Below are 22792 nucleotides of genomic sequence, written 5' to 3' on the forward strand. Positions count from 1 at the left end.
CCCACCAGCGCCTTGCTCAGATCGAGCAGACGCTACATTGCGAATAGTCCGTGTCCTGAAATACGGGGGCAAGATCATTCGTCCTGCACTACAACAGCGAGTCGTCCAAAGGTGAAACCGAGAAGACCGCGGCGTCGCTCAAGGAGAAGGGCGCCGACGTGGTCACCTTTCAGGGGGACCTTTCGGTGGTCGACAACAACGCCAGGCTGTTCGACCTGGCGAAGTCGCAGTTCGGCGCGGTTCACGTCGGCATCAACACCGCTGGCATCGTCATCAAGAAGCCGATCCAGGATGTCACCGAAGAGGACTACGACAAGAGCTTCGACGCCAACTCCAAGGCCGCGTTCTTCTTCCTTCAGCAGGCAGGCCGGGTGCTCGAAGAGCGCGGCAGCATCGTCACCATCGTCAGCTCGCTGCTCGCGGCCTACACGCCGTTCTACAGCATCTATCCCGGCAGCAAGGCACCCGTCGAGCACTACACGCGCGCGGCCTCCAAGGAGTTCGGCGAGCGCGGCATCTCGGTCAACGCGGTGGGCCCCGGCCCCATGGACACGCCTTTCTTCTACGGCCAGGAGACGCCGGATGCCATCGCCTACAACAAGGCCGGCGCCGCGCTGAGCAAGTATTCAAAAACCGGGCTGACCGACATCGAAGACATCGCGCCGCTGATCCGCTTTCTCGTAACCGAAGGCTGGTGGATCACAGGGCAGACTATTTTCGCCAACGGTGGCTACACCACCCGCTGAAAAGAGGAAGAACCGCGCATGCACATCCTGCTCGTGATGGCCGGAGGGATCCTCCAGCTGGGGATCTTCATCCTGTTCGGATGGCTGTGGGGCAACAGCGCCGCTGCCATGGCGCTGGCCGCGAAGGCCTTCATGCCTTTCTGGCTCGTCGTTGCCGTGGTGAACATGTGGGTGGGCGTCACGCATGCGGGCTACAGTGTGAAAGACGAATCCCTCATCCTGCTGCTCAACTTCCTGGTTCCGGCGGTTGCGGCGGGGTTCGCTGCCTGGCAGCTTTCCCGCGGTTGACGATCCCGGACCGCCCCGCGGCACCGTTTCAGAAAGACCAAAAAGAATGTCGTTGCTCAGATCCATCACCGGCGCCGCACTCATCGTCGGCATCGTCAGCGGTTGTGCCACCGTGCGTCAGCAGGATCTCGATGCATGGGCAGGCGCCCCGGTAGAGGCCCTGGACGCGCATCCGCTCTTCCTCACGATGCCGATGTACCGGGCGCAAACCGCCAGCGGGGTCGAGACGCGCAACTACGTCAACAGCCAGGAAACGGAGCAGTGCTTCACCAACCTTGGCGCTCGCCGAGGAGACGGCAAGTACGTGAGCCACAGCGCGTTCACCAGCTGCTCCGAGAGCCGCACTGTCTGCAACAACATCTTCTACATCCAGGGTGGCAAGGTCATTCGCTATGCGCCGACCGGCGCCTGCTACACCGACGACAGCGTACGGCCGAAGGTCGGTTATCTGGCACCCAGGCCGGCCGGGCAGTGACCGAGGCGGGCCGCTGGAGCGGTCTGCTACAATACGGCCTCGCTCACAATGCTGAGCGTTGCCTGGCCAGGCAAGCTGAATCTCACACCAGCGCGTCGAAGTCACTACGACGAGAAAAACAACAATGACTTCCGCAAAAGAATATTTGCCGTAGCGTGGACCGCGTAAGAGTTCACGACCAAATTCCGAACAAGCCCGCCTGGTCTCAGCGCGGGCTTTTTCATGTCCCACCGCCGGGCCTTGCACAATTGCCGCTGATGCGAATCCAAGAGCTGAAACGCCGACTGCGCGATGCTGGCGCTGGCCCGAGCCACGAGCAGCGCATCTTGCGCCTGTGGTCGCATGCATTGCCCCGAGGCAGCGGCAGGCGCCTGCCGGAGACCTTCTTCCCGTCTACCTTGCTCGCCGCGCTGCCAGCGATCGAAGCCGAGCTTGCGGGGCTTGCGCGCATCCAGGCCGTTCACCCTGGTGCCGACGGCGCCGAGCGCCTGCTTGTTGCCTTGGCCGACGGCAAACCGTTGAAAGTGTGTTGCTGCCTCGAGACGGACTTTGCGTTTCGTCACAGGTCGGCTGCGCCGTGGGATGCCAGTTCTGCATGACCGGCCGTGATGGCTTGATCCGGCAGGTTGGCAGTGCCGAGATCGTGGCCCAGGTTGCCCTTGCGCGCACGCGGCGCCCCGTGCGCAAGGTCGTCTTCATGGGCATGGGCGAGCCCGCGCACAACCTCGACAACGTGCTCGAGGCCATCGAGCTGCTCGGCACCATCGGCAACATCGGCCACAAGAACCTCGTGTTCTCCACCGTCGGCGATCCACGCGTGTTCGAGCGGCTGCCGCGTGAACGCGTGAAGCCTGCGCTTGCCTTGTCGCTGCACACCACCAAGGCCGAACTGCGTAAGAGCCTTTTGCCACGCGCGCCCGCAATGACGCCCGAGGAGCTGGTCGACGCAGGAGAGCGCTACGCCCGTGGTACGGGCTACCCCATTCAATACCAATGGACGCTGCTCGAAGGCGTCAACGACGGCGAGGACGAGATCGACGGCATCGTCGCCCTGCTGTCGGGCAAGTACGGCGTGCTCAACATCATTCCGTTCAACGCGGTCGATGGCGTGGCTTTCGCACGCCCCGCTTGGGTGCGCTGCAAGCAGATGGCCCACACGCTGCATCAGCGCGGCATTCTCACCAAGCTGCGCGATTCGGCAGGGCAGGACGTAGAGGGCGGTTGCGGTCAGTTGAGGGCGCGGGCGGCACAGCGCGTGATCGAGCGCCAACCTGCATACATCCAGCCGCTGTCATATTTTCGAAGTGTTGGGTAGCAAAAGGTAATAGTCGTCATTTAGTTGGCATCCGAGTCGCCCTGGCAACGGTCTCAATCCCAAACGTTTTGCAACGAAAGATAAAATCCGAGTGAAAACGAGGCATTCAGCAACAGCGGGTTCTCTGTGAGCATGTCGCTCAAAAAGAAACAAAACGTAGAGGTCAGTCTTGATTCGTGAAGTAAACGCGGCTGCAGCGGCCGTCGCTGGGTTGTTGGTGCTGGCCATGCTGCAAGGCTGCGCCGTCGTTCCGGGCATGGGCACTGCCGAGCCCTACCGGGTTGCCGAAGACCTGCCCCCCAAGTTTCAGTATCTCCCCGATGCGGCGCCCGAAGACCGCATCACCCCCATCACCCCCGCGCTGGTGCGCACCTTCGCCAAGACCGCGCCCACGGCCTTGCCGTCCGAAGTGAGTGCGCTGTTCGGCAAGCCGCAGCGCTACACCATCGGCCCGGGCGACGTCGTCGGCGTCATCGTGTATGACCACCCCGAGCTGCTGCCCAACGCGGGCGCCGTGATCTCGCAGCAGACCGACCCCACGGGCGTGAGCGTGGCGCCCGGCTTCATCGTCGATTCGTCGGGCGAGATCGCCTTTCCGTATGTCGGCCGTGTCCGCGTGGCCGGGCTCACCGAAGCCGAGGCCGGCGAGCTGATCTCCAAGCTCATCGTCACCCAGGTGCGCGAGCCCGAGGTGACGGTGCGCATCCAGTCGTTCAGAAGCCGTCGCGTGTATGTGGAAGGCGAAGTGCGCTCGCCCGGTTCGCAGATCGTCACCGACCTGCCGATGACGCTGAGCGAGGCCATCAACCGTGCGGGCGGCATCACCGCCAACGGCAACCGCGCCGCGGTGACCCTGGTGCGCGACGGCAATTCGATCGACATCGACCTGACGCGCCTGCGCGAAGCCGGCCGCGACGGCAACGACATTCCGCTGAAGAACGGAGACACCGTCCGCATCGCCAACCGCGAAGACGCCAAGGTGTACGTGATGGGCGAAATCCTGCGCCCCTCGGCGCTGACGATGCGCAGCAACGGCCGCCTCAACCTGAATGAAGCGCTGGGCGAAGCGGGCGGGCCGATCCTGACCACATCCAACCCTGGCCAGATCTTCGTCATTCGCCAGGGCGCCACCGGGCTGCCCGCGATCTTTCACCTCGACGCCAAGAACCCGGCGGCCTTGGTGCTGGCCAGGCAGTTCAGGCTCGAACCGCAAGACGTGGTGTATGTCGACCCGGTTCCGCTCGTGAGGTGGAACCGCGTGATCAGCTTGATCTTGCCTGCTGCCCAAGTGGTGAACCTGGGTGGCGCGACGGCCGATCGGCTCCGCTGATTCGGTCGGGACCGGCTGCGTTGGCCCTTTTCAAAAGCAGCTGGCCCCTTTTAACCCGCTCACTGGAATGCTGCATTCGAGCGGGTGTCTCTCAACGCGTGCACCTATGAAGATCCTACTCGTGTTCGGTACCCGGCCAGAGGCCATCAAAATGGCGCCGCTTGTGAAGCACTTGCAGACGCTGCCGGTCTTCGAAACCAGAGTGTGCGTGACAGCTCAGCATCGCGAAATGCTGGACCAGGTGCTCAGTCTTTTCGAGATCACCCCGGATTTCGATCTCAATCTCATGAAACCCGGTCAAGACCTGACCGACATCACGACTGGTGTGTTGCAGGGATTGAAGGAAACTTTGAGCAAGTGGCGGCCCGACGCTGTGCTGGTTCACGGCGACACCTCCACTACGCTGGCTGCAACGCTCGCTGCCTTTTATCAGCGGATTCCGGTAGGTCATATCGAGGCTGGGCTTCGCACCGGCAATCTTTATTCTCCGTGGCCGGAAGAGGCCAACCGAAAGCTCACCAGTGTTCTAGCACATTGGCATTTTGCGCCGACCAATGCCTCGCGCGACAACTTGTTGGCAGAAGGCGTTGCTCCAGACAATGTGCATGTGACTGGAAATACGGTTATCGACGCATTGCTACAAGTGCGAGACCTGATCAGGCGGGACTCGGCATTGCAGCAAGGCTTTGCTGAGCAGTTTCGTTTCATCGATCCGGCCAAACGCTTGGTGCTCGTGACGGGCCACCGACGTGAGAACTTCGGGGGCGGCTTCGAACGGATTTGCGAAGCGCTTGCACGTATTGCAGCGAATCACGCCGATGTGCAGGTGGTGTATCCGGTGCACCTGAACCCACAAGTACAGGAACCAGTACGACGCCTGCTGGGCAATATCACCAACGTGCATCTGATCCAACCGCTGGATTATTTGCCGTTTGTGTACTTGATGGACCGTAGTGCGTTGATCTTGACGGACTCGGGAGGCATTCAGGAAGAAGCCCCATCCTTGGGCAAGCCAGTGCTGGTGATGAGAGACACCACAGAGCGTCCAGAAGCCGTGGCGGCCGGCACCGTGAAATTGGTGGGTACAGACTCCCTCCGGATCGTGGCTCAGACCCATGCGCTGCTGACGGATTCCGCTGCGTACCAAGCCATGGCCCACGCGCATAACCCCTATGGGGATGGTCGTGCGTGTCAACGCATCAGCGCGGCATTGTCGCTCGCTGGAACCAATTTGTCTCAATCTCAAACAGCGACCGCATGAATTTCAAGACCATCTCCGTTATCGGCCTCGGGTATATTGGCCTTCCAACTGCTGCCGTTTTAGCGTCGCGCAAGGTCAAAGTCATTGGTGTGGACGTTAATCAGCGGGCTGTAGACATCATCAACAGTGGGCAGATCCATATCGTTGAGCCTGATCTCGATATCGTTGTGCATGCTGCAGTCACGGAAGGGTACTTGCGGGCTACGACCCGCGCGGAGCCGGCAGAAGCTTTCCTTATCGCCGTTCCGACCCCGTTCAAGAGTGGTCTCACGGGTGATCATGAGCCGGATCTGAGGTATATCGAAGCGGCAAGCAAATCGATTGCTCCCGTACTCAAGAAGGGCAACCTCGTCATCCTTGAATCCACTTCTCCGGTGGGGGCCACAGAGCAAATGGCAGATTGGCTTGCGGAAGCCAGGCCGGATCTTACGTTTCCTCAGACGCATGGCGAGGACTCGGATGTTCGGGTGGCTTATTGTCCTGAGCGAGTGCTGCCTGGCCAAGTATTACGTGAGCTGGTTCAGAACGACCGAGTTATCGGCGGGATTACACAGAGATGCTCCGAGGCGGCAGCTGCGCTTTATAACATCTTCGTTCTGGGCGAGTGCGTCATCACCAATGCACGAGCCGCCGAAATGTGCAAATTGACCGAGAACAGCTTTCGGGACGTGAACATCGCCTTTGCCAATGAGTTGTCGGTAATTTGTGACCAGCTGAATATCGATGTTTGGGAGTTGATCAAGTTGGCCAATCGCCATCCACGAGTCAACATATTACAACCAGGGCCCGGGGTGGGTGGCCACTGCATTGCAGTCGATCCTTGGTTCATTGTCAGTGCCGCACCGAAAGAGTCGCGCCTCATCCGCGCCGCCCGTGAGGTTAACGATAGTAAGCCCGAGTGGGTCGTCGAGAAGGTGAAACTGGCCGTCGCTGAATATCTGCAGGCTAATTCGGCCAAGTCTGCGAAAGACGTGGTCATTGCCTGCTACGGTCTTGCGTTCAAGCCAGACATCGATGATTTGAGAGAAAGCCCCGCGCTTGCGATCACAAGCCGCATTGCTTCCATTCATCCAGGACCAGTCTGGGCGGTAGAGCCAAACGTCGAAATGCTTACGGGCTCACTAAGCGACCTATTCACGCTGAAGCCCATGGAGGAGGCAAATTGCCGAGCAGACATAAAGGTGCTGCTCGTCGAGCATAAGCAATTTAGGGGATCGAAGCTCCCGGAAGGAAAAGTTCTCGATTTCAAAGGTGTCTGGATAAAGAAAAACTAACATGTTTAACGACCAAACTATTCTTGTCACCGGTGGTACCGGTTCGTTCGGCAATACTTTTGTGCCGATGACTCTCGCCAAATACAATCCCAAGAAAATCATCATATTCTCTCGCGACGAAATGAAGCAATGGGAGATGGCCAAAAAATTTCAGGGGGACAGCCGGGTGCGATTTTTTATCGGCGACGTACGCGATAAAGACCGCCTATATCGCGCTTTGGACGGCGTTGACTACGTGGTCCACGCCGCCGCCACAAAAATTGTGCCTACGGCGGAGTACAACCCGTTCGAGTGCGTAAAAACCAATGTCATCGGCGCTATGAATCTTATCGATGCCTGCATCGATAAAGGTGTCAAGCGTGTAGTCGCACTTTCTACCGATAAGGCCAGCAGCCCCGTCAATCTCTATGGTGCAACCAAGCTGGCGTCGGACAAACTGTTTGTCGCCGGAAACTCTTATTCTGGTGGTCACGAAACGCGCTTTGCTGTAGTGCGCTACGGCAACGTCATGGGCTCTCGGGGCTCTGTGATTCCGTTCTTCATGTCTATCAAGGAAAAAGGCGTCCTGCCCATTACGGACGAGCGAATGACTCGCTTCATGATCTCTCTCGAAGAGGGAGTTGAATTGGTTTGGCATGCATTTGAGGACATCGAAGGCGGTGAAATTTATGTAAGGAAGATTCCTTCCATGAAAGTCACCGATCTCGCTCGGGTCGTGGCGCCGGAGGCACGACAAGAGGTTATTGGCATTCGGCCGGGCGAGAAGCTTCACGAGCAAATGATCAGCTCCGAAGATGCCTATTACACGTACGAATATCCAAAGCATTTCAAGATATTGCCGGCCATCAATGGCTGGGCCACTTGCGAGAAACGCATCAAAGACGGTAGGAAAGTCCCTGAGGGCTTTGTGTACGCGAGTGACAACAACCCCGAGTGGATGACCGCTGAGACATTGAGGAGCTGGATCAAAACCAATCGCGAAAAGATTGGAAGTTTTTAATGCAAGCCATTCCCTATGGGCGACAGGACATCACTCAAGCGGACATTGATGCCGTCGTGTCCGTGCTTCGGTCGGACTTCCTGACGCAAGGACCCGTGGTGCCGGCTTTCGAAGAGGCGGTGGCCAGCTATTGTGGTACTGCGCACGCACTCGCTGTGAATAGCGCTACTTCGGCCTTGCATATCGCTTGTCTCGCCTTGGGCCTGGGGCCCGGGGAGTGGTTGTGGACTTCGCCTATCACCTTCGTCGCGTCGGCCAACTGCGGCTTGTATTGTGGTGCGCGAGTGGAATTCGTGGATATTGATCCACGCACCTATAACCTTTGTCCAAAAGCACTGGCGCGCAAGTTGGAGCAAGCAGAGCGAGAAGGGCGCCTGCCCAAAGTAGTGGTACCTGTTCATCTATGCGGGCAGCCATGCGATATGCAGGCCATCCATGAACTCTCCAAGCGCTACGGCTTCAAGATCATCGAGGACGCCTCTCACGCGATTGGTGGTCAATACCAAGGCCGTCCCATTGGCAACTGCGAACACAGCGACATCACTGTCTTCAGCTTTCACCCGGTCAAGATCATCACGACCGCTGAAGGTGGGATGGCTTTGACCAACAGTGCTGACTTGGCTCAGAAGATGGATCTCCTGCGTAGCCATGGCATTACTCGAGACCAAGCGCGTATGAGCCAGGAAGCAGACGGACCATGGTATTACCAGCAGATCGAGCTAGGCTTCAACTACCGCATGACGGAACTTCAGGCCGCCATCGGTGTGAGCCAAATGGAACGATTGGATGCGTACGTTGCGAAACGCCATCAATTGGCTCGCAGATATGACGAGCTGCTGTCGAAGCTGCCTTTGACACTGCCTTGGCAGCATCCAGACAGCTATTCCGGATTGCATTTGTATGTGATCCGTCTCCAGTTGGAAAAGGTCTCGCTCAACCATCGTGCTGTGTTCGAGGCGCTGCGCACACGAGGCATTGGCGTTAACCTGCACTACATCCCGGTCCATACCCAGCCGTATTACCGTCAGATGGGATTCAAGCTTGGCGACTACCCCAACGCGGAGCGCTACTATGCCGAGGCAATCAGCCTTCCGATGTTCCAGACCTTGGGGAATGACCAGCAGGAAAGGGTCGTAGCCGCGCTGGAGGAGACACTCTCTTGACAAGTGTGGCTGTTCTTCAAGCTCGCACCAATTCGACCAGATTGCCTGGAAAGGTACTGCTGCCCATCAATGGCTTGCCTCTTGCAGTGCTGGCCGCGAAACGAGCGGCAAATACAGGGCGAGAGGTCATTGTGGCCACCTCAACCATGCGAAGTGACGACGGCCTTGCTGCTCTTGCGCAAAGCCACGGACTCGGTTGTTTTCGTGGCAGCCTCGAAAACACATTGGAGCGGGTGGTCCATGCGCTAGCACGCTTTGATGATGAGACGTTGGTGTTTCGATTGACGGCAGACAACGTATTCCCTGATGGAGCCTTGCTCGACGAAATGGAGAGAGAGTTCGTCGCCGAGGGGCTTGAGTATCTCTGCTGCAATGGGGAGCAGTCCGGCTTGCCATATGGCATGAGCGTGGAGGTTACGCGCTTGGCGCATCTGCGTGAGGCCGATCGAGAGAGCATCAGTGCATATGAACGAGAGCATGTGACGCCGTATGTCGCTAAAAAGTTCGGGGTCAGTTTCTTCGGAAAATACAAAAATGAGGGAAAGGGTCATTTCCGCTGCACCATCGACTGTCTGGATGATTATCTGTGTATTCAGCGGGTGTTTTCTGATGTCATCGACCCGATTTATGTTCCCGCTTTCGACTTGGTGAGCAAGCTGACGGTCGATCCGCTACAGCCGACGGTCAATATTCCGGTATGCCGACTCGTCATTGGCACTGCTCAGCTTGGAGGAGCCTACGGCATAGCCAATAGAACCGGCCAGCCGAGTCAAGCAACCAGTCAGGCACTGATTAAAACTGCCATTTCGAACGGCGTTGTCTACCTAGATACCGCGCGTGCTTATGGGAATAGCGAGCAGGTCATAGGCAAGTCTTTGGAAGACGGTTGGCAGGGACGGGCAAAGGTTATTACCAAACTCTCTCCAATGCTGAGTTGCCCTCCGGACGCCTCAGAGCAGGTACTGAATGCATTTGTCGACGCAAGCGTTTTTCAGTCTTCCGCGGCGTTGCGTTCCGACAAACTTGACGTCCTGCTCCTTCACCGCTCTTCGCACCTTTCAGACTGGGAGGGTCGAGCTTGGCGCAGACTGTTGTCGTTGCAGCAGGCGGGCATGATCGGTGAGTTGGGCGTATCCGTGCAAAATCCGGATGAACTATCGCGGGCACTAGATATCCCCGAGGTCCAATATGTTCAGCTGCCATTCAACCTGCTTGATTGGCGATGGGATATGGTCATCTTGAAGATTCTCGAGGTCAAGTCTCGCCGCAACCTAGTCGTGCATGTACGGGGCGCCTTTCTGCAAGGGCTTTTGCTAAGTACCGATGAGAGTCTCTGGCGTCGTGCTTGCGTCAACAGTTCGATTGAAGTCTGCAGATGGCTTGGTGATTGTGCGAAGGCACATCTCCGTGACAGCATTGCGGACTTGTGCCTGAGCTATGTCAACTCATTGCCGTGGGTTGACGGAGTGACCGTGGGGATGGAAAACCTGATGCAGTTGCGGAGGAACTTAGATCTCTTCAATCGCCCAACTTTGACAGCAAGCCAGGTCCAAGACATCAATAAAGAGCGGCCAAGGTTGACTGAAACGTCCCTCAATCCGGCACTCTGGAAAAGGTGAACGTGTGAAAAGCTCTGCCTGTGATTTTTCCATGTGCGGGAGAACCGTATTGGTCACCGGCGCCACCGGTTATCTTGGCAAGGCCATGGCATTCGCGCTTGCTGAGGCCGGTGCGTGTGTGCTTGTCAATGCTCGTTCGTCCGAGCAAGTGGAAACTTTGGTTGACCAATTGGTTAAACAGGGCTGCGCTGCTGAATCCGCGATCTTCGACGTGACGGATCAGAGCGCGATTGAGATCTTTTTTGAGCAATTCAAAACTCGGCCACTTCATGTTCTGATTAACAACGCGTATGTTGGTGGTGCTGGCAGTGTTGAACTGTCTGATGCCGCAGCATATGCCCGTAGCTATGACGTCTCGGTCGTGGCAGCGCATAATCTACTTCACGCGGCTCTGCCGGGATTGCGCAGAGCAGTGAGCGAAAGTGGTGATGCCTCGATTATCAATCTCGCATCAATGTATGCGATGGTTTCGCCTGATCAGCGGATCTATGATTCGGCAGCCGGCGTCAACCCGCCGTTTTACGGAGCAGCAAAAGCGGCATTGCTGCAGTGGACGCGTTATGTGGCGTGCGAATTTGGAAAAGAAGGAATTCGGGTAAACGCCATCTCGCCTGGGCCCTTTCCGTCAACCTCGGTTCAGAACGAAAACCCAGACTTCGTCGAAATGCTGAGCCAAAAGGTCCCGATGGGCCGAGTCGGTCAAGCTGAAGAAATTAAGGGACCCACGCTGTTTCTCGCCTCGTCCGCGTCATCATTCGTTAATGGGGCCAACATTGTGGTGGATGGAGGCTGGACTTGCTGGTGAACGGCACTCCGCGGATTGTTTTCCGGGCCGATGCTTCGGTGCAAATCGGCACGGGACATGTCATGCGTTGCCTGACTCTGGCCGACGCTCTCCGAGCTCGAGGCGCTGATTGCCAATTTATCTGCCGAGAGCACCCCGGAAATCTGATCGATTTCATCCGCAGCAAGGGCTACGCCACTCAGGCCCTGCCTGCGAAGGAGCATGTCGCAACGCCGCTCCCTGTGAGCAATGACATGCCGGGAGAAGCCCATACCAGTTGGCTTGGCGTGAGCCAGTCTCAGGATGCGAGTGAATGTGCTGCCATTCTGGGCAACCGCCGTGTCAACTGGCTCGTCGTGGATCACTACGCCCTCGATGCACGCTGGGAACACGCGCTCAAGCCATACTTCGACAAGTTGCTAGTCATCGACGATCTCGCAGATCGCTCCCACTGCTGCGATCTGTTGGTGGATCAGACGTTTGGTCGCAGTGTTTCGGATTACCGGGCTTTGGTTTCGGCGACATGCACCCTGCTGTGTGGATCTCAACATGCATTGTTAAAACCAGAGTTCGCCGCTCTACGCGCTTACAGCTTGGAGCGCCGGAGGACCGGGTGTGCCCAGCACCTTCTCATCACCATGGGCGGCGTCGACAAGGACAACGTCACCACGCGGATTCTCCATGCGCTGAAGGGCAGCGCGCTACCAGCCGACTGGCGTATTACTGTCGTCATGGGAAATACAGCCCCTTGGCTTGCAGAAGTTCGTTTAGCAGCGGAGACGATGCCCTGGCGAACCACGGTCGAGGTGGGCACAACCAACATGGCCCAACTGATGGCGGACAGCGATTTGGCAATCGGGGCGGCGGGTGCCACATCTTGGGAGCGATGCTGTCTGGGATTGCCCACAGTGCTGGTGGTGTTGGCGACCAATCAGAGCAAGGTCGCAAGAGGTTTGGAGCAGGTGGGAGCTGCCAGGGTTTTGTCCGACGCGCATGAGATTGAGGCCGATCTTCTTCGGCAATTGAACGGTCTGCTCGGCTCGTCAGCCCAGCGGGCCGCGATGAGTCGAGCTGCGGCAGCGGTCGTCGACGGTGCGGGGGTGACAAGTGTCCTTCGTCAACTGGAATTGTGAAGTGAATCTTTCGATTCAGCAGCACGTGCGCCCAATGACCTCGGACGATCTGCCACGGGTGCGTGCGTGGCGCAATCATCCGGAGATTCGCCAATACATGTACACCCAACACGAGGTCAGCGTTGCTGAGCATGCGCGTTGGTATGAGCGTGCTTCCGAGGACGCGGCCCGCCATTTGCTCGTATATGAAGAAAGCGCGACGCCGCTGGGCTTTATCAACCTTCATGAGATCGCCAAAGGAGGTGTGGGGGACTGGGGGTTTTACGCCGCTCCCGACGCGCCCAAAGGCACTGGCCAGCGGCTAGGGCGGAACGCCCTTCAATACGCATTCGTTCAGCTCGGTTTCCACAAGCTCTGCGCCCAAGTGCTCGCATACAACGAGCGCTCCATCAGATTTCATCTGAGCCTTGACTTCAAGCACGAGGGAATTTTGCGCGATCAGCACTTCGACGGCCAGATTTACCACGATGTGATGTGCCTTGGCCTTCTAAATTCCGAATGGCAAGCGAAAACCTGAAAGACCACGATGTCAAATATTCCCTTCATCAACATCGCTGGCCGCCGTGTCGCTGCCGACATGCCGCCCTATGTCATCGCCGAGTTATCGGCAAACCATAATGGTTGCCTAGAAACCGCATTGAGAATCATCGAAGAGGCAAAAAAATCAGGGGCGGACGCCATTAAATTGCAGACGTACACCGCAGACACAATCACGTTAGATTGCGATACCGAAGATTTTCAAATACACGGCGGACTATGGGACGGAAAGACCCTCTATCAACTGTATAAAGAAGCTCACATGCCTTGGGATTGGCATGCCCCCCTTTTCTCCTATGCGCGTGAGTTGGGGATTACTATCTTCAGTTCGCCATTCGACAGAACTGCAGTTGATTTGTTGGAGAAGCTCGATGCTCCGGCCTACAAAATCGCTTCGTTCGAGGCGGTCGACCTGCCTCTAATTAAGTACGTAGCCGCCACAGGAAAGCCCATGATTATTTCTACGGGAATGGCAGATGTGGAGGAAATTGAGGAAGCGGTTGCGGCCGCACGCGAAGGCGGGTGCAAAGAGCTGGCGATCCTCCATTGCGTGAGCGGATACCCGGCTCCGGCTGAAGACTACAACTTGCAGACCATTCCAGACATGATTCGACGATTCGGTTTGGTAACTGGCCTGTCTGATCATACGCTTGACAACACTACCGCAATTGCAAGTGTGGCGCTAGGCTCTTCAATAATAGAAAAGCATTTTACCCTGGATCGAAAAGGAGGCGGACCTGACGACAGCTTCTCTCTTGAGCCATCTGAATTAACTCAATTGTGTCGGGACAGTAAAACTGCTTGGCATTCTTTGGGGAAAATTGACTACTCAAGAAAGCCAAGCGAAAAGGGAAATCTTCAATTTCGAAGATCGTTATACATCAAGTTGGCCATCGAGGCCGGCGATGTTTTAACCGAAAGCAATGTCACATCCATTCGCCCGGGATATGGACTTCCTCCGAAGCACTATGAAGATGTGTTGGGGAGGAAGGTAAATAAATCTCTAAAGCCAGGCGAACCCCTCTTGTGGCAGCATATCGAATGCGAAGAGATAAAAGCAGGCAAAAAATGATGTCTCTACTAAATTTTGCAAAAGCACAAATTAGTTCGGCTTGGCTGAACACTCTCGGCACACGTGGAGAGTTTAAGCATCTGCGGGAAAAAACAGCGTTCGTGGTAAAAAACAGCGTTCCGCCCCATGTCTGCAAGGCTTTGGTAGAGAGAATCGACAAAATATCTGAAACGGAAAATGGCCGAATTTGGCGCGATGCCATTGGTTCGGATACCCGTATCCTCTGTTTTGAGCAAGACATCGAAGATTTGCTGGAAAACTTCGAGATCGAAAGAAGAATAAGAGCGATCGACGCCTATTTGGGAAAAAAAACGCGAGCCTGGTTTTTGATGGCTAATAGAGTTCTTCCCAAGGAAAATAATCTTGGATCGGGAGGAGGGCTGCATCGTGATTCTCCTTTTTCGCACCAAGTAAAGTGCATTTGGTATCTCAACGATGTCACTGCTGATAATGGACCTTTTCAGTACGTCGAAGGCACGCATTCCCGCTTGATCTCTCAGCGCCACAAATACCCATTAGGGCAAAGTCGTTTTGATCACGTCGACGCAGAGGTAACTGAAGTTCATGCTGCAGCGGGAAGCTTGTTGGTGTGTGACACAAAATGCATACACGGTGGAAAACCCATTATTGGTGGAGCTCGTTATGCGGTGACGCTTTATACGTTTGCAAACGTCGACGGAGTAAAACGAATATTCAAAAAAAGCGGACTCGACTCGGAAAGCGCAATTCAATCTACATGGCAGTGAATAAGCATAGGCGCGAATGATTAAGCTGATCTTAATAAGGGCTGCGCCCTTATTTTTTCGCCCAGCTGCCATTGTACTTGAAGGTGCATTTATTGGGAGAGAAGGCGTTCTAACGTTAGCATTGCCGACGGCCATGATGGCGTTGGCGATCTCATCGGTGCCTGTACATCTAAGTTATTTCAAGAGAATGAACGAGCAAGGTACGGGGCTTTTAGCCCGCGAGTATGTTGCGGCGCTAACTTGGGTGACTATCCTGGGCTTTGTGTTGCTTTTTAGTGCTTTGAGAATTTTTTCTCTTGCAACCGGCGCGGTTGCCTGGATCATCTGCTTTATCTTTTTATGTGAAAAGATCTCAGATGAAATATCTCGAAAGTTCGAGTTCCAGAGGCAATTCGGAAGATGGTTCTTCATGCAAGGATTGCGATCAATCTGGCTGATCTTCCCGGTTGCTTTCTTTTTGTTGGGTTTTGATTATCAGGGAAGCTTCCTGATTTCCGCTGTTGCTATGAGTGGCTTGATGGTGTTGCTTTTCTTTTTGATTGCTGAATTGCGTCCGTCATTCGGATTCCGAGGACTACCGTTAATATTCAAAAATACAATGTACTTGGCAAGTGGCCTTCTGACTGCATCATATCGGCAACTTCCAAGAATATTTGTAGCGAAGGTATTTCCCGAACAAGCACACCTTTATTTAGCTATGGCTCAGGTCGGTCAGGGCGCGGCCTTGCTTTTCAACGTTCGCTATCAGATACCTTATCGAAAATTGATCGCCCGGCATGCGCCTATGTTTCAGAAAATACTTCGGCCGCAAATGGCAGTCATCATCGGCGTTATTTTGGCCGTCGCTTTGGGCTACATCTATGGTGAAATATCTGAGAAGATATCTCCCCTAGGGGAAATTGGTTTCGTTGCGGCACTGATTCCGATCGTTATCTCTGAGGCTCTTGGCTTGGCGATAGTCTCGGCGTACTTAGGCTATTTGCCGTGGTTTGCTAAAAGACTGGTCGCTTTGACGACCTATATTTTGTGCATGGCCTTCACCTTTATTTTATGTGGTGCTTTGTACTATTTTAAAGTATTTGATGAGGTTTCGATCCTTCAAGTCCCTGCATTCATGACACTTTTGGGTGCGCTGTGGACACTCATCATCGTCAAGCGCCACTTTGTTCTGAGGTAGTGGCGTGAGCTCTCATTGATTCTAGAATTTTGATTGATGAATAATCAAGTGGATTTGTCTCGGCCAGTCAACCGACTGAGCATTGCAAGGCGCAATGCATGCGCGCTCGTGGCGTTCATTTATTTGCAAGACGTCTTTTGGCTGGCGGCTTCTCGAATTTCGCACTCATTCGTGGAACCGTTTTATCGAGTTTCCCCGTTTGAGTGGTCCGCGGTATTTGTATTCGTCGCTCTGGCAGCAATTTTCGCGACGACTGGAGGAGTTGCCGCTCTCGCATTTAAGCCGCTCGGAAAAGTGATGATTTCCTCGCGATGGATATTGATGGCCCTGGCATTAACCGTTGGGCTAAATCTTGTGAGGCTTGCGGTTCTTGATAGTAATGCCCGGTATGTTTCTGGGGGGCTTGCGGGCGGAGGCGGCATCATCTATGGCATCAGTCAAGCGTTTAATCTAGCTGTTGGCTTGTTGTGCATTAGGCAAAAAAAGATTGGAAACCCGCTTCCACGAGCATGGAGCATCCCGTTTTTTATGTCGTTATTCTTGACGATCGATGGCTTGGCTTCTGCATTGACCGCAGGGATTTTTATATTTCTCGCTTTTGATCTCGAGGCAATAAAATTAAAAGGCAAGCACGTCAAAAAGTATTTGGCTCTCTCTTTGCTCTTGTTCGTTTTCTTGTGGGTTGGCTTCAACAGTAAATTCTCTGAGATCCCTGATTATTTGAATCTGGAATTCATATTAACTTGGTTGATTGCAAGATTTTCTATCCAGGCTGAGCAGATGTACCACTTTGTTGCTGGACAGAGTGTATTTAATGAGTACCTTAGTTATTGGGATTTGATATCTAAATCGATATCAAATAGAATTGATTTGCTTTTGGATAATCCAATCTTCATTGAATATCCCAGAAGTGTTTCCGAGGCACTCTATTACGATATGATGGGCGTCTACGACGCAGGCTCTAGTCCTGGAATATTGTTGGGCACTGCGCTACTAGGGCCTGTCGCATTTATGATTGCGCCTATTTTTCTCGCATTTCTTTTTCTCCAATTATTTTTTGGCATTGAAAGAAAGGCTTCGATTCTGGAAATTTTTGCGTACTCATTTGTGTTGAAGGGGTTGCATTCGAATTTCTCTGAATTTTTTACTGTGATCTCGCCAACCATTTTGTATGCGGCCTTCTTTTTGGCTGGATCTCTTTTGATCGCTAAGCGTCAGATGGGGCCGAGGATTTATGCTTAACGACAGTGCTGCATGGTTTCTTTTTCGGGCCAGATAAAGATCAACGATCTGGGTTCGATATGCAAATTTCCCGATATCGATCGACAGAAAATCCGGAGGCAGTAGTGGAGAAGTTTGACTCTTTTGATGATGAAATTCGCGGCTTTATAGGAGAATTGCACGAGTTTCACGGTCAGAAGGTTTATGAATTCGTTGGGCCTGCTATCGCGAAGAAAAAAACGCATATGCGTTTTTTCTTCCTGGTGGTGAGCTACTTATCGAGCTGGCAATGGTTCAATATGTTGGCCCTCATCGCGGCCGTCGCTTTTTATAGAATATTTCGTTTTCCAGTTGAAGGTTCAAGGGTTTTTCAGTTCGGCTCATCTAAGAATAACGTCAAGTCACTGCAGCGCCTTCGAAAAGTCCTTGAGGCTGGAAAGATTAATGATATATCTCTGAATGGAGTTCAGCTTTCAATTCGCGATCGGCTAAAGGTGCTGAGTTCATTGACTCGGCTACGGACTGTCGCGAGGGTAATAACGGCGAATATGCATGTAACGCCTTTGGCGCATACGCAAACTCTCCTCGGCTGCGCGGCACTGCTCGTCTATTTGTCTCGATCGTTTCCTTCTAGCCTCAAAGTAATTTGTGTAGCAAGTGATCATTCACCTATTTGCATGGCGCTGTTATTTGTCGGCCGAAGAAGAAATATAAGGACCTGCTATATCCAGCATGCTCCCGTCACGCAATATTTCCCTCCGTTGCGTCATGACTTATCTATACTTTTCGATAAAGCTTCAGCGCTGAGTTACGAGAGAGCGGCCGCTGAGCGAGGATTGCGCTTCACTTCATCCATAGTGCTACTCTCTCCATTCGAGAATGAATTTCAGAGGCCGATTCTTCAGTGGCCGATCACGCGGGTGGGTGTGTGTTTAAGTTTTCTTCCGGAGCTGGATTTTCTCGTCAGGTTGGTTAAAAAGATTTCTGCAGAACAGTGTGTAGAAGAGATCGTTTTGCGGCCGCATCCGCGCTGTCGGCTCGATTTGAGCGATCTGCTGGCGGCCAAGAACGTTCGAATTCAAAAACCACTGCAGTCGGCCGATTCTTTCTTTGAGGATGTGGATCTGGTGTTGGTTCCAAATAGCGGTGTGGCGATAGAGTCACTGCACCATGGGAGGCCCACTTTTTATGTTTCTGGGATGGATCAGATAAAGACGGACTATTACGGTTTCGTAGAGGCAAAGGTGGTTCCAGTCCTTCAGAATTTTGATTTATCTGCGCTTTGGGGTCTGAGAGACTTTTTTGATGACAACTGGGTTGATCGTTATCACGTCTACGATGAAACTGTTCACGGTTCTGTCTTGCTCGCGGAGACGAAAATACTGGAAGAATTCGAAGTTTTTCTCACTGACACGGCTAAAGAATATTCACCAAGTTGACCAATCTAGGTAATTGCATGTGCAGCTTTAGCTTTTTGGGTTCTTTTGCAGCGCGAAGAAGCTCTTGTAGTCTTCCTCTGTGCCACTAAATGTATGAGGATCCTCTATTTCCACCAGCATTTCTCGACGCCGAAGGGCGCTGCAGGAATTCGCTCCTACGAAATGGCCCGACACCTTGTGGCGCTTGGCTACCAGGTCACGATGGTGTGCGGCAGCTACAACGGCGGCGAAACCGGGCTGTCAACGCCATTTGCACGAGGTCGCCGGCGCGGTTGCGTCGATGGCATCGACATCGTTGAATTCGAACTGGCTTACTCCAACAGCGACGGGCTTTTCAAGCGCGCCATGCTGTTCCTGAAGTTCGCGATGCGCAGTGTCGGACTCGCGCTGACAGAGCCTTGCGATGTAGTGTTCGCTACCACCACGCCATTGACGGCCGGCATCCCGGGCATCTTTGCGCGTTGGCTCCGCCGCAGGCCCTTCGTGTTCGAAGTGCGAGATCTCTGGCCGGAGCTGCCCAAGGCCATGGGCGTGATCCGCAATCCGCTGGTGCTGGGCGCCATGTCGCTGCTCGAGTGGGCGAGCTATCGATCGGCCCGGCGAGTCATTGGTTTGTCGCCAGGAATCGTCGAGGGAATCGCACGCCGTGGCGTGCCGCGCGAGCGCATCGCGCTGGTGCCCAATGGCTGCGACTTGCGAATCTTCGGTCAGTCGTCGGAGCCTTGGCGGCCTGCCGGCGTGGCAGAAAACGATCTCCTGGCAGTTTTTGCCGGCACGCACGGAATGGCCAACGGGCTCGATTCGGTGCTGGATGCGGCGCGCGAACTGAAGCGCCGCAATCGCAGCGACATCAAGCTGCTGTTGATCGGGCAAGGTAAGCTGAAGGAAAAGTTGAAGCAGCGTGCTGCACGGGAAGGTCTCGACAATGTCGTGTTCCACGAGCCCGTAGGAAAGGCTCGGCTCGCCGGCTTGATGGCGCGCACCGATGTCGGCCTGCAGATCCTGGCCAACGTTCCTGCGTTCTATTACGGCACCTCGCCCAACAAGTTCTTCGATTACATCGCCGCGGGGCTGCCCGTGTTGAACAACTACCCAGGATGGCTGGCCGACCAGATCGTCGAGAACGAGTGCGGCTTTGCTGTTCCGCCGGACGATCCGGTTGTTTTTGCCGATGCACTTGAGAAGGCCGCCGAAGATCGCGCGGTATTGAAAGCCATGGGGCTGCGCGGTCGCGCGTTGGCAGAGCGGGAGTTTGACCGCTCGAAACTGGCGGCGAGATGGGCCGATTGGGTTGTGGGCGTCTCGCCTCGCGCTGCGCACGCGAAGCAGCGCGTGCTGGATGAGAGCAAAGGCATGGAGCCGAAATGAAGCGCGCTTTCGACATCGCCGTTTCCTTGGCGGCGCTGGTGCTTCTGTCTGTTCCACTGCTGCTGCTGGTTGCGCTGGTTCGCGCCAGGCTCGGCAGTCCGGTGCTCTTTCGTCAGCGACGCCCTGGTTTGGACGGGCAGCCTTTCGAGGTGGTCAAGTTTCGCACCATGACCGGCGGGCGAGGCACTGATGGCAATCTGCTCTCCGACGCCCAACGCCTCACGCCTTTCGGCCGCTTTCTGCGAGCCAGCAGCATGGACGAGTTGCCCGAGCTTTGGAACGTGCTCAGGGGCGACATGAGCCTGGTCGGCCCGCGCCCATTGCTCGTGGAATACCTGCCGCTGTACTCCGCCGAACAGGCCCGCCGCCATGAAGTGCGCCCCGGTATTACCGGCTGGGCGCAGGTCAACGGCCGCAACGCTCTGAGCTGGGACGAAAAGTTCAAGCTCGATGTCTGGTACGTCGACAACCGGACGATGTGGCTCGACATCAAGATCCTGTGGCTGACGGTTCGCAAGGTGCTGGTGCGCGAGGGCATCTCTGCCGAGGGCGAGGCCACCATGCCGCGCTTTACGGGCCCGTCGTCCGCCCCGCATGGGGGAGGCAATTCATGACGAGCCCCTTGTTCGCGGTGTACGGCGCCAGCGGCTGCGGTCGCGGCATCATGCCGTTGGCGCGCGTGCAGCTGGCGCGACAGGGCATCGCATCGTCGCGGCTGATCTTTGTTGACGACGATCCCGAAGCAACTGTGGTCAATGGCCAGCGGGTGCTCCGCTACGCCGAATTTCTGCAGGAACCGGCGAGCGAGCGCCATGCCGTGCTGGCCATTGCCAACAGCAAGGTGCGCGAGCAGCTGGCAGCGCGTTGCGCGGCCGATGGAGTGCGCCCCTGGACGGTGATCGCAGACAGCGTGGTCCGAATGGACGAGGTGGTAATGGGCGAGGGCGCGGCACTCAGTCCTTTCGTCACCATCACCTCCAACATTCGCATCGGCCGGCATTTCCACGCCAATCTCTACAGTTATGTCGAGCACGACTGCGTGATCGGCGATTTCGTGACGTTCGCGCCGGGTGCCAAGTGCAACGGCAATGTGGTCATCGAAGACCACGCCTACATCGGCTCGGGCGCGGTCATCAAGCAGGGCCGACCGGGCAAGCCGTTGGTCATCGGGCGCGGTGCCGTCGTCGGCATGGGCGCCGTGGTCACGCGCGACGTGCCGGCTGGCGCCACGGTGGTGGGCAACCCGGCCCGCCTCTTTTCTCCCAAAGGCTGATTTGTTGTGTTGAATACCTCTTTCTCTCCCTGGCCCAACTTCACCACCGAAGAAGCCGAAGCCGTGCAGCGCGTGCTGCTGTCCAACAAGGTCAACTACTGGACCGGGCAGGAATGCCGCGAGTTCGAAAAAGAGTTCGCCGCCTGGGCGGGCACCGCGCACGCGGTGTCGCTGGCCAACGGCACGCTCGCGCTCGACGTTGCGTTGAAGGCTCTGGGCATCGGGCCGGGCGACGAGGTAGTGGTCACGCCGCGTACCTTCATTGCCAGCGTGTCGTGCGTGGTCAATGCGGGGGCAACGCCGGTGTTTGCCGATGTAGAGGCCGACAGCGGCAACCTCTCGGCGGCGACCATTGCGCGCGTGCTCTCGCCGCGCACGCGCGCGGTGATCTGCGTGCATCTGGGCGGCTGGCCGTGCGACATGGATCCGATCATGGCGCTGGCCGAACAGCATGGCTTCAAGGTGATTGAAGACTGCGCGCAGGCGCATGGTGCACGCTACAAGGGCCGCGCGGTCGGCGCCATCGGCCATGTGGGCGCATGGTCGTTCTGCCAGGACAAGATCATGACCACGGGCGGCGAGGGCGGCATGGTCACCACCAACGACGAATCGCTGTGGCGCGCCATGTGGGAGTTCAAAGACCACGGCAAGAGCCACGATGCGGTGTTCAAGCGCGAGCACCCGCCCGGGTTCCGCTGGCTGCACGAAAGCTTTGGCACCAACTGGCGCATGCTCGAAATGCAGGCTGTCATCGGCCGCATCCAGTTGCGCCGCTTGGCCGATTGGACGGCGCAGCGCACGCGGCACGCCGAAGCGATCTGGGCCGCCTGTCAGCCGCATGCGGCGGTGCGTGTGCCCGCGCTGCCCCAAGGCAGCGTGCATGCGCACTACAAATGCTATGTCTACGTGCAGCCGTCGCGCCTCGCGCCCGGCTGGACCCGCGACCGCATCGTGAGTGCGATCCAGGCCATGGGCGTTCCGTGCTACCAGGGCTCGTGCTCCGAGGTGTACCTCGAGAAGGCTTTCGACGGCACCGGCTGGCGGCCGGCCGAGCGCTTGCCGGTGGCGCGAGAGTTGGGCGACACCAGCATCATGTTCCTGGTGCACCCGACGCTGACGGCCGCCGAGATGGACGCAACCTGTGCGGCCATTGCGCGCGTGCTTGACGACGCAAGCGCAGCATGAGCGTGCTCGCCGTGCTCAGCCGATGGCCGCGGCCCGGTGCTGCGGTCTGGCGGTGGTTGCTCGGGCTGGCGATGCTCGCGCTGCTGGTGCTGAGCCTGGCGCCATTGTCGAGTAGCCTGCCTAGCACGGGATGGGACAAGGGCAACCACGCACTCGGGTTTGCGATCCTGGGTTGGCTGGGGCGGTGGAGCTGGCCGGGTCGCATGGTGATCGTCCTGCCCGCGCTGCTGGGCTATGGCGCACTGATCGAACTGCTGCAGTCGTTCACGCCCGACCGGCTCGCCGAGTACGGCGACCTGTTGGCGGACGGCGTGGGCCTGTTGCTGGGCGCCGCAATGGCGGCCCTGTCGGAGCGTTGGTGCTCCGCAGGCCGGAGGCTCTGATGA

General features: G+C 56.2%; 21 protein-coding genes and 2 pseudogenes. All 23 read left to right on the forward strand.

The genetic code is table 11. From position 1 onward, the window contains the following. Positions 1-65 precede the first annotated feature (65 nt). Positions 66-746: pseudogene (locus tag AC3A6J_RS04075) on the forward strand (SDR family oxidoreductase); the annotation flags it as partial. An 18-nt stretch (positions 747-764) separates the two neighbouring features. Then, positions 765-1034, forward strand: a complete 270-nt coding sequence (locus tag AC3A6J_RS04080; RefSeq protein ID WP_487858636.1) for a hypothetical protein — start codon at positions 765-767, stop codon at positions 1032-1034. A 46-nt stretch (positions 1035-1080) separates the two neighbouring features. Beyond that, entirely contained in the window at positions 1081-1509 is a 429-nt protein-coding gene (locus tag AC3A6J_RS04085) for a hypothetical protein (RefSeq protein ID WP_487858637.1), read from the forward strand. 257 nt (positions 1510-1766) lie between these two features. Then, positions 1767-2824: pseudogene (locus tag AC3A6J_RS04090) on the forward strand (RNA methyltransferase). 169 nt (positions 2825-2993) lie between these two features. Further along, a complete protein-coding gene (locus tag AC3A6J_RS04095) occupies positions 2994-4154 on the forward strand; it encodes a polysaccharide biosynthesis/export family protein (RefSeq protein WP_487858638.1) in 1161 nt (386 codons plus the stop codon). A 106-nt stretch (positions 4155-4260) separates the two neighbouring features. Then, positions 4261-5415 (forward strand): non-hydrolyzing UDP-N-acetylglucosamine 2-epimerase, encoded by a 1155-nt coding sequence (gene wecB, locus AC3A6J_RS04100; protein ID WP_487858639.1) that lies wholly within the window; start codon positions 4261-4263, stop codon positions 5413-5415. Further along, positions 5412-6689: a UDP-N-acetyl-D-mannosamine dehydrogenase gene (gene wecC / locus AC3A6J_RS04105; RefSeq protein ID WP_487858640.1), complete on the forward strand. Its 1278-nt coding sequence runs from the start codon at positions 5412-5414 to the stop codon at positions 6687-6689. Before wecB ends, wecC begins: the two co-directional genes overlap by 4 nt. A 1-nt stretch (position 6690) precedes the next feature. Beyond that, the gene (pseB, locus tag AC3A6J_RS04110; protein WP_487858641.1) at positions 6691-7689 is read left to right on the forward strand and encodes a UDP-N-acetylglucosamine 4,6-dehydratase (inverting); all 999 of its coding nucleotides are present in this window, start codon (positions 6691-6693) and stop codon (positions 7687-7689) included. Next, positions 7689-8852 (forward strand): UDP-4-amino-4,6-dideoxy-N-acetyl-beta-L-altrosamine transaminase, encoded by a 1164-nt coding sequence (gene pseC / locus AC3A6J_RS04115; protein WP_487858642.1) that lies wholly within the window; start codon positions 7689-7691, stop codon positions 8850-8852. The genes pseB and pseC overlap by 1 nt, the downstream gene beginning before the upstream one ends. 5 nt (positions 8853-8857) lie before the next feature. Continuing rightward, entirely contained in the window at positions 8858-10471 is a 1614-nt protein-coding gene (locus AC3A6J_RS04120; RefSeq protein WP_487859335.1) for an aldo/keto reductase, read from the forward strand. A 4-nt stretch (positions 10472-10475) separates the two neighbouring features. Further along, positions 10476-11276 carry an SDR family NAD(P)-dependent oxidoreductase gene (locus tag AC3A6J_RS04125; RefSeq protein ID WP_487858643.1) on the forward strand — a complete coding sequence of 267 codons (801 nt, stop codon included), beginning with the start codon at positions 10476-10478 and terminating at the stop codon, positions 11274-11276. Further along, entirely contained in the window at positions 11273-12388 is a 1116-nt protein-coding gene (gene pseG / locus AC3A6J_RS04130) for a UDP-2,4-diacetamido-2,4,6-trideoxy-beta-L-altropyranose hydrolase (RefSeq protein WP_487859336.1), read from the forward strand. Before AC3A6J_RS04125 ends, pseG begins: the two co-directional genes overlap by 4 nt. Position 12389: 1 nt before the next feature. Further along, positions 12390-12905: a UDP-4-amino-4,6-dideoxy-N-acetyl-beta-L-altrosamine N-acetyltransferase gene (gene pseH / locus AC3A6J_RS04135; RefSeq protein ID WP_487858644.1), complete on the forward strand. Its 516-nt coding sequence runs from the start codon at positions 12390-12392 to the stop codon at positions 12903-12905. A 9-nt stretch (positions 12906-12914) separates the two neighbouring features. Next, the gene (pseI, locus tag AC3A6J_RS04140; RefSeq protein ID WP_487858645.1) at positions 12915-13997 is read left to right on the forward strand and encodes a pseudaminic acid synthase; all 1083 of its coding nucleotides are present in this window, start codon (positions 12915-12917) and stop codon (positions 13995-13997) included. Then, positions 13994-14743 carry a phytanoyl-CoA dioxygenase family protein gene (locus AC3A6J_RS04145; protein WP_487858646.1) on the forward strand — a complete coding sequence of 250 codons (750 nt, stop codon included), beginning with the start codon at positions 13994-13996 and terminating at the stop codon, positions 14741-14743. Before pseI ends, AC3A6J_RS04145 begins: the two co-directional genes overlap by 4 nt. Before the next feature lie 16 nt (positions 14744-14759). Then, a complete protein-coding gene (locus AC3A6J_RS04150) occupies positions 14760-15920 on the forward strand; it encodes a hypothetical protein (protein WP_487858647.1) in 1161 nt (386 codons plus the stop codon). A 36-nt stretch (positions 15921-15956) separates the two neighbouring features. Further along, positions 15957-17162, forward strand: coding sequence for a hypothetical protein (locus AC3A6J_RS04155; protein ID WP_487858648.1), 1206 nt, complete (start codon positions 15957-15959; stop codon positions 17160-17162). Positions 17163-17221: 59 nt separating this feature from the next. Beyond that, entirely contained in the window at positions 17222-18580 is a 1359-nt protein-coding gene (locus AC3A6J_RS04160; protein WP_487858649.1) for a hypothetical protein, read from the forward strand. Positions 18581-18673: 93 nt separating this feature from the next. After that, positions 18674-19948, forward strand: coding sequence for a glycosyltransferase family 4 protein (locus AC3A6J_RS04165; protein WP_487858650.1), 1275 nt, complete (start codon positions 18674-18676; stop codon positions 19946-19948). Beyond that, a complete protein-coding gene (locus AC3A6J_RS04170) occupies positions 19945-20562 on the forward strand; it encodes a sugar transferase (protein ID WP_487858651.1) in 618 nt (205 codons plus the stop codon). The genes AC3A6J_RS04165 and AC3A6J_RS04170 overlap by 4 nt, the downstream gene beginning before the upstream one ends. After that, positions 20559-21221, forward strand: a complete 663-nt coding sequence (locus AC3A6J_RS04175) for an acetyltransferase (protein ID WP_487858652.1) — start codon at positions 20559-20561, stop codon at positions 21219-21221. The genes AC3A6J_RS04170 and AC3A6J_RS04175 overlap by 4 nt, the downstream gene beginning before the upstream one ends. A gap of 6 nt (positions 21222-21227) precedes the next feature. Next, complete coding sequence (locus tag AC3A6J_RS04180) at positions 21228-22406, forward strand: DegT/DnrJ/EryC1/StrS family aminotransferase (protein WP_487858653.1); 1179 nt, start codon at positions 21228-21230, stop codon at positions 22404-22406. Next, positions 22403-22789: a VanZ family protein gene (locus AC3A6J_RS04185; protein WP_487858654.1), complete on the forward strand. Its 387-nt coding sequence runs from the start codon at positions 22403-22405 to the stop codon at positions 22787-22789. Before AC3A6J_RS04180 ends, AC3A6J_RS04185 begins: the two co-directional genes overlap by 4 nt. The last annotated feature ends 3 nt before the right edge of the window (positions 22790-22792 follow it).

Source organism: Variovorax sp. Soil_C_39 (assembly GCF_057656815.1).

Excerpts from the sequence above, each read along its gene's own strand:
- wecC (WP_487858640.1), top strand. The coding sequence starts at position 5,412 with ATGAATTTCAAGACCATCTCCGTTATCGGCCTCGGGTATATTGGCCTT.
- pseI (WP_487858645.1), top strand. The coding sequence starts at position 12,915 with ATGTCAAATATTCCCTTCATCAACATCGCTGGCCGCCGTGTCGCTGCC.
- AC3A6J_RS04155 (WP_487858648.1), top strand. The coding sequence starts at position 15,957 with ATGAATAATCAAGTGGATTTGTCTCGGCCAGTCAACCGACTGAGCATT.
- AC3A6J_RS04175 (WP_487858652.1), top strand. The coding sequence starts at position 20,559 with ATGACGAGCCCCTTGTTCGCGGTGTACGGCGCCAGCGGCTGCGGTCGC.
- wecB (WP_487858639.1), top strand. The coding sequence starts at position 4,261 with ATGAAGATCCTACTCGTGTTCGGTACCCGGCCAGAGGCCATCAAAATG.
- pseB (WP_487858641.1), top strand. The coding sequence starts at position 6,691 with ATGTTTAACGACCAAACTATTCTTGTCACCGGTGGTACCGGTTCGTTC.
- AC3A6J_RS04085 (WP_487858637.1), top strand. The coding sequence starts at position 1,081 with ATGTCGTTGCTCAGATCCATCACCGGCGCCGCACTCATCGTCGGCATC.
- AC3A6J_RS04170 (WP_487858651.1), top strand. The coding sequence starts at position 19,945 with ATGAAGCGCGCTTTCGACATCGCCGTTTCCTTGGCGGCGCTGGTGCTT.
- AC3A6J_RS04145 (WP_487858646.1), top strand. The coding sequence starts at position 13,994 with ATGATGTCTCTACTAAATTTTGCAAAAGCACAAATTAGTTCGGCTTGG.
- pseC (WP_487858642.1), top strand. The coding sequence starts at position 7,689 with ATGCAAGCCATTCCCTATGGGCGACAGGACATCACTCAAGCGGACATT.
- AC3A6J_RS04080 (WP_487858636.1), top strand. The coding sequence starts at position 765 with ATGCACATCCTGCTCGTGATGGCCGGAGGGATCCTCCAGCTGGGGATC.
- AC3A6J_RS04185 (WP_487858654.1), top strand. The coding sequence starts at position 22,403 with ATGAGCGTGCTCGCCGTGCTCAGCCGATGGCCGCGGCCCGGTGCTGCG.
- AC3A6J_RS04165 (WP_487858650.1), top strand. The coding sequence starts at position 18,674 with ATGAGGATCCTCTATTTCCACCAGCATTTCTCGACGCCGAAGGGCGCT.
- AC3A6J_RS04160 (WP_487858649.1), top strand. The coding sequence starts at position 17,222 with ATGCAAATTTCCCGATATCGATCGACAGAAAATCCGGAGGCAGTAGTG.
- AC3A6J_RS04150 (WP_487858647.1), top strand. The coding sequence starts at position 14,760 with ATGATTAAGCTGATCTTAATAAGGGCTGCGCCCTTATTTTTTCGCCCA.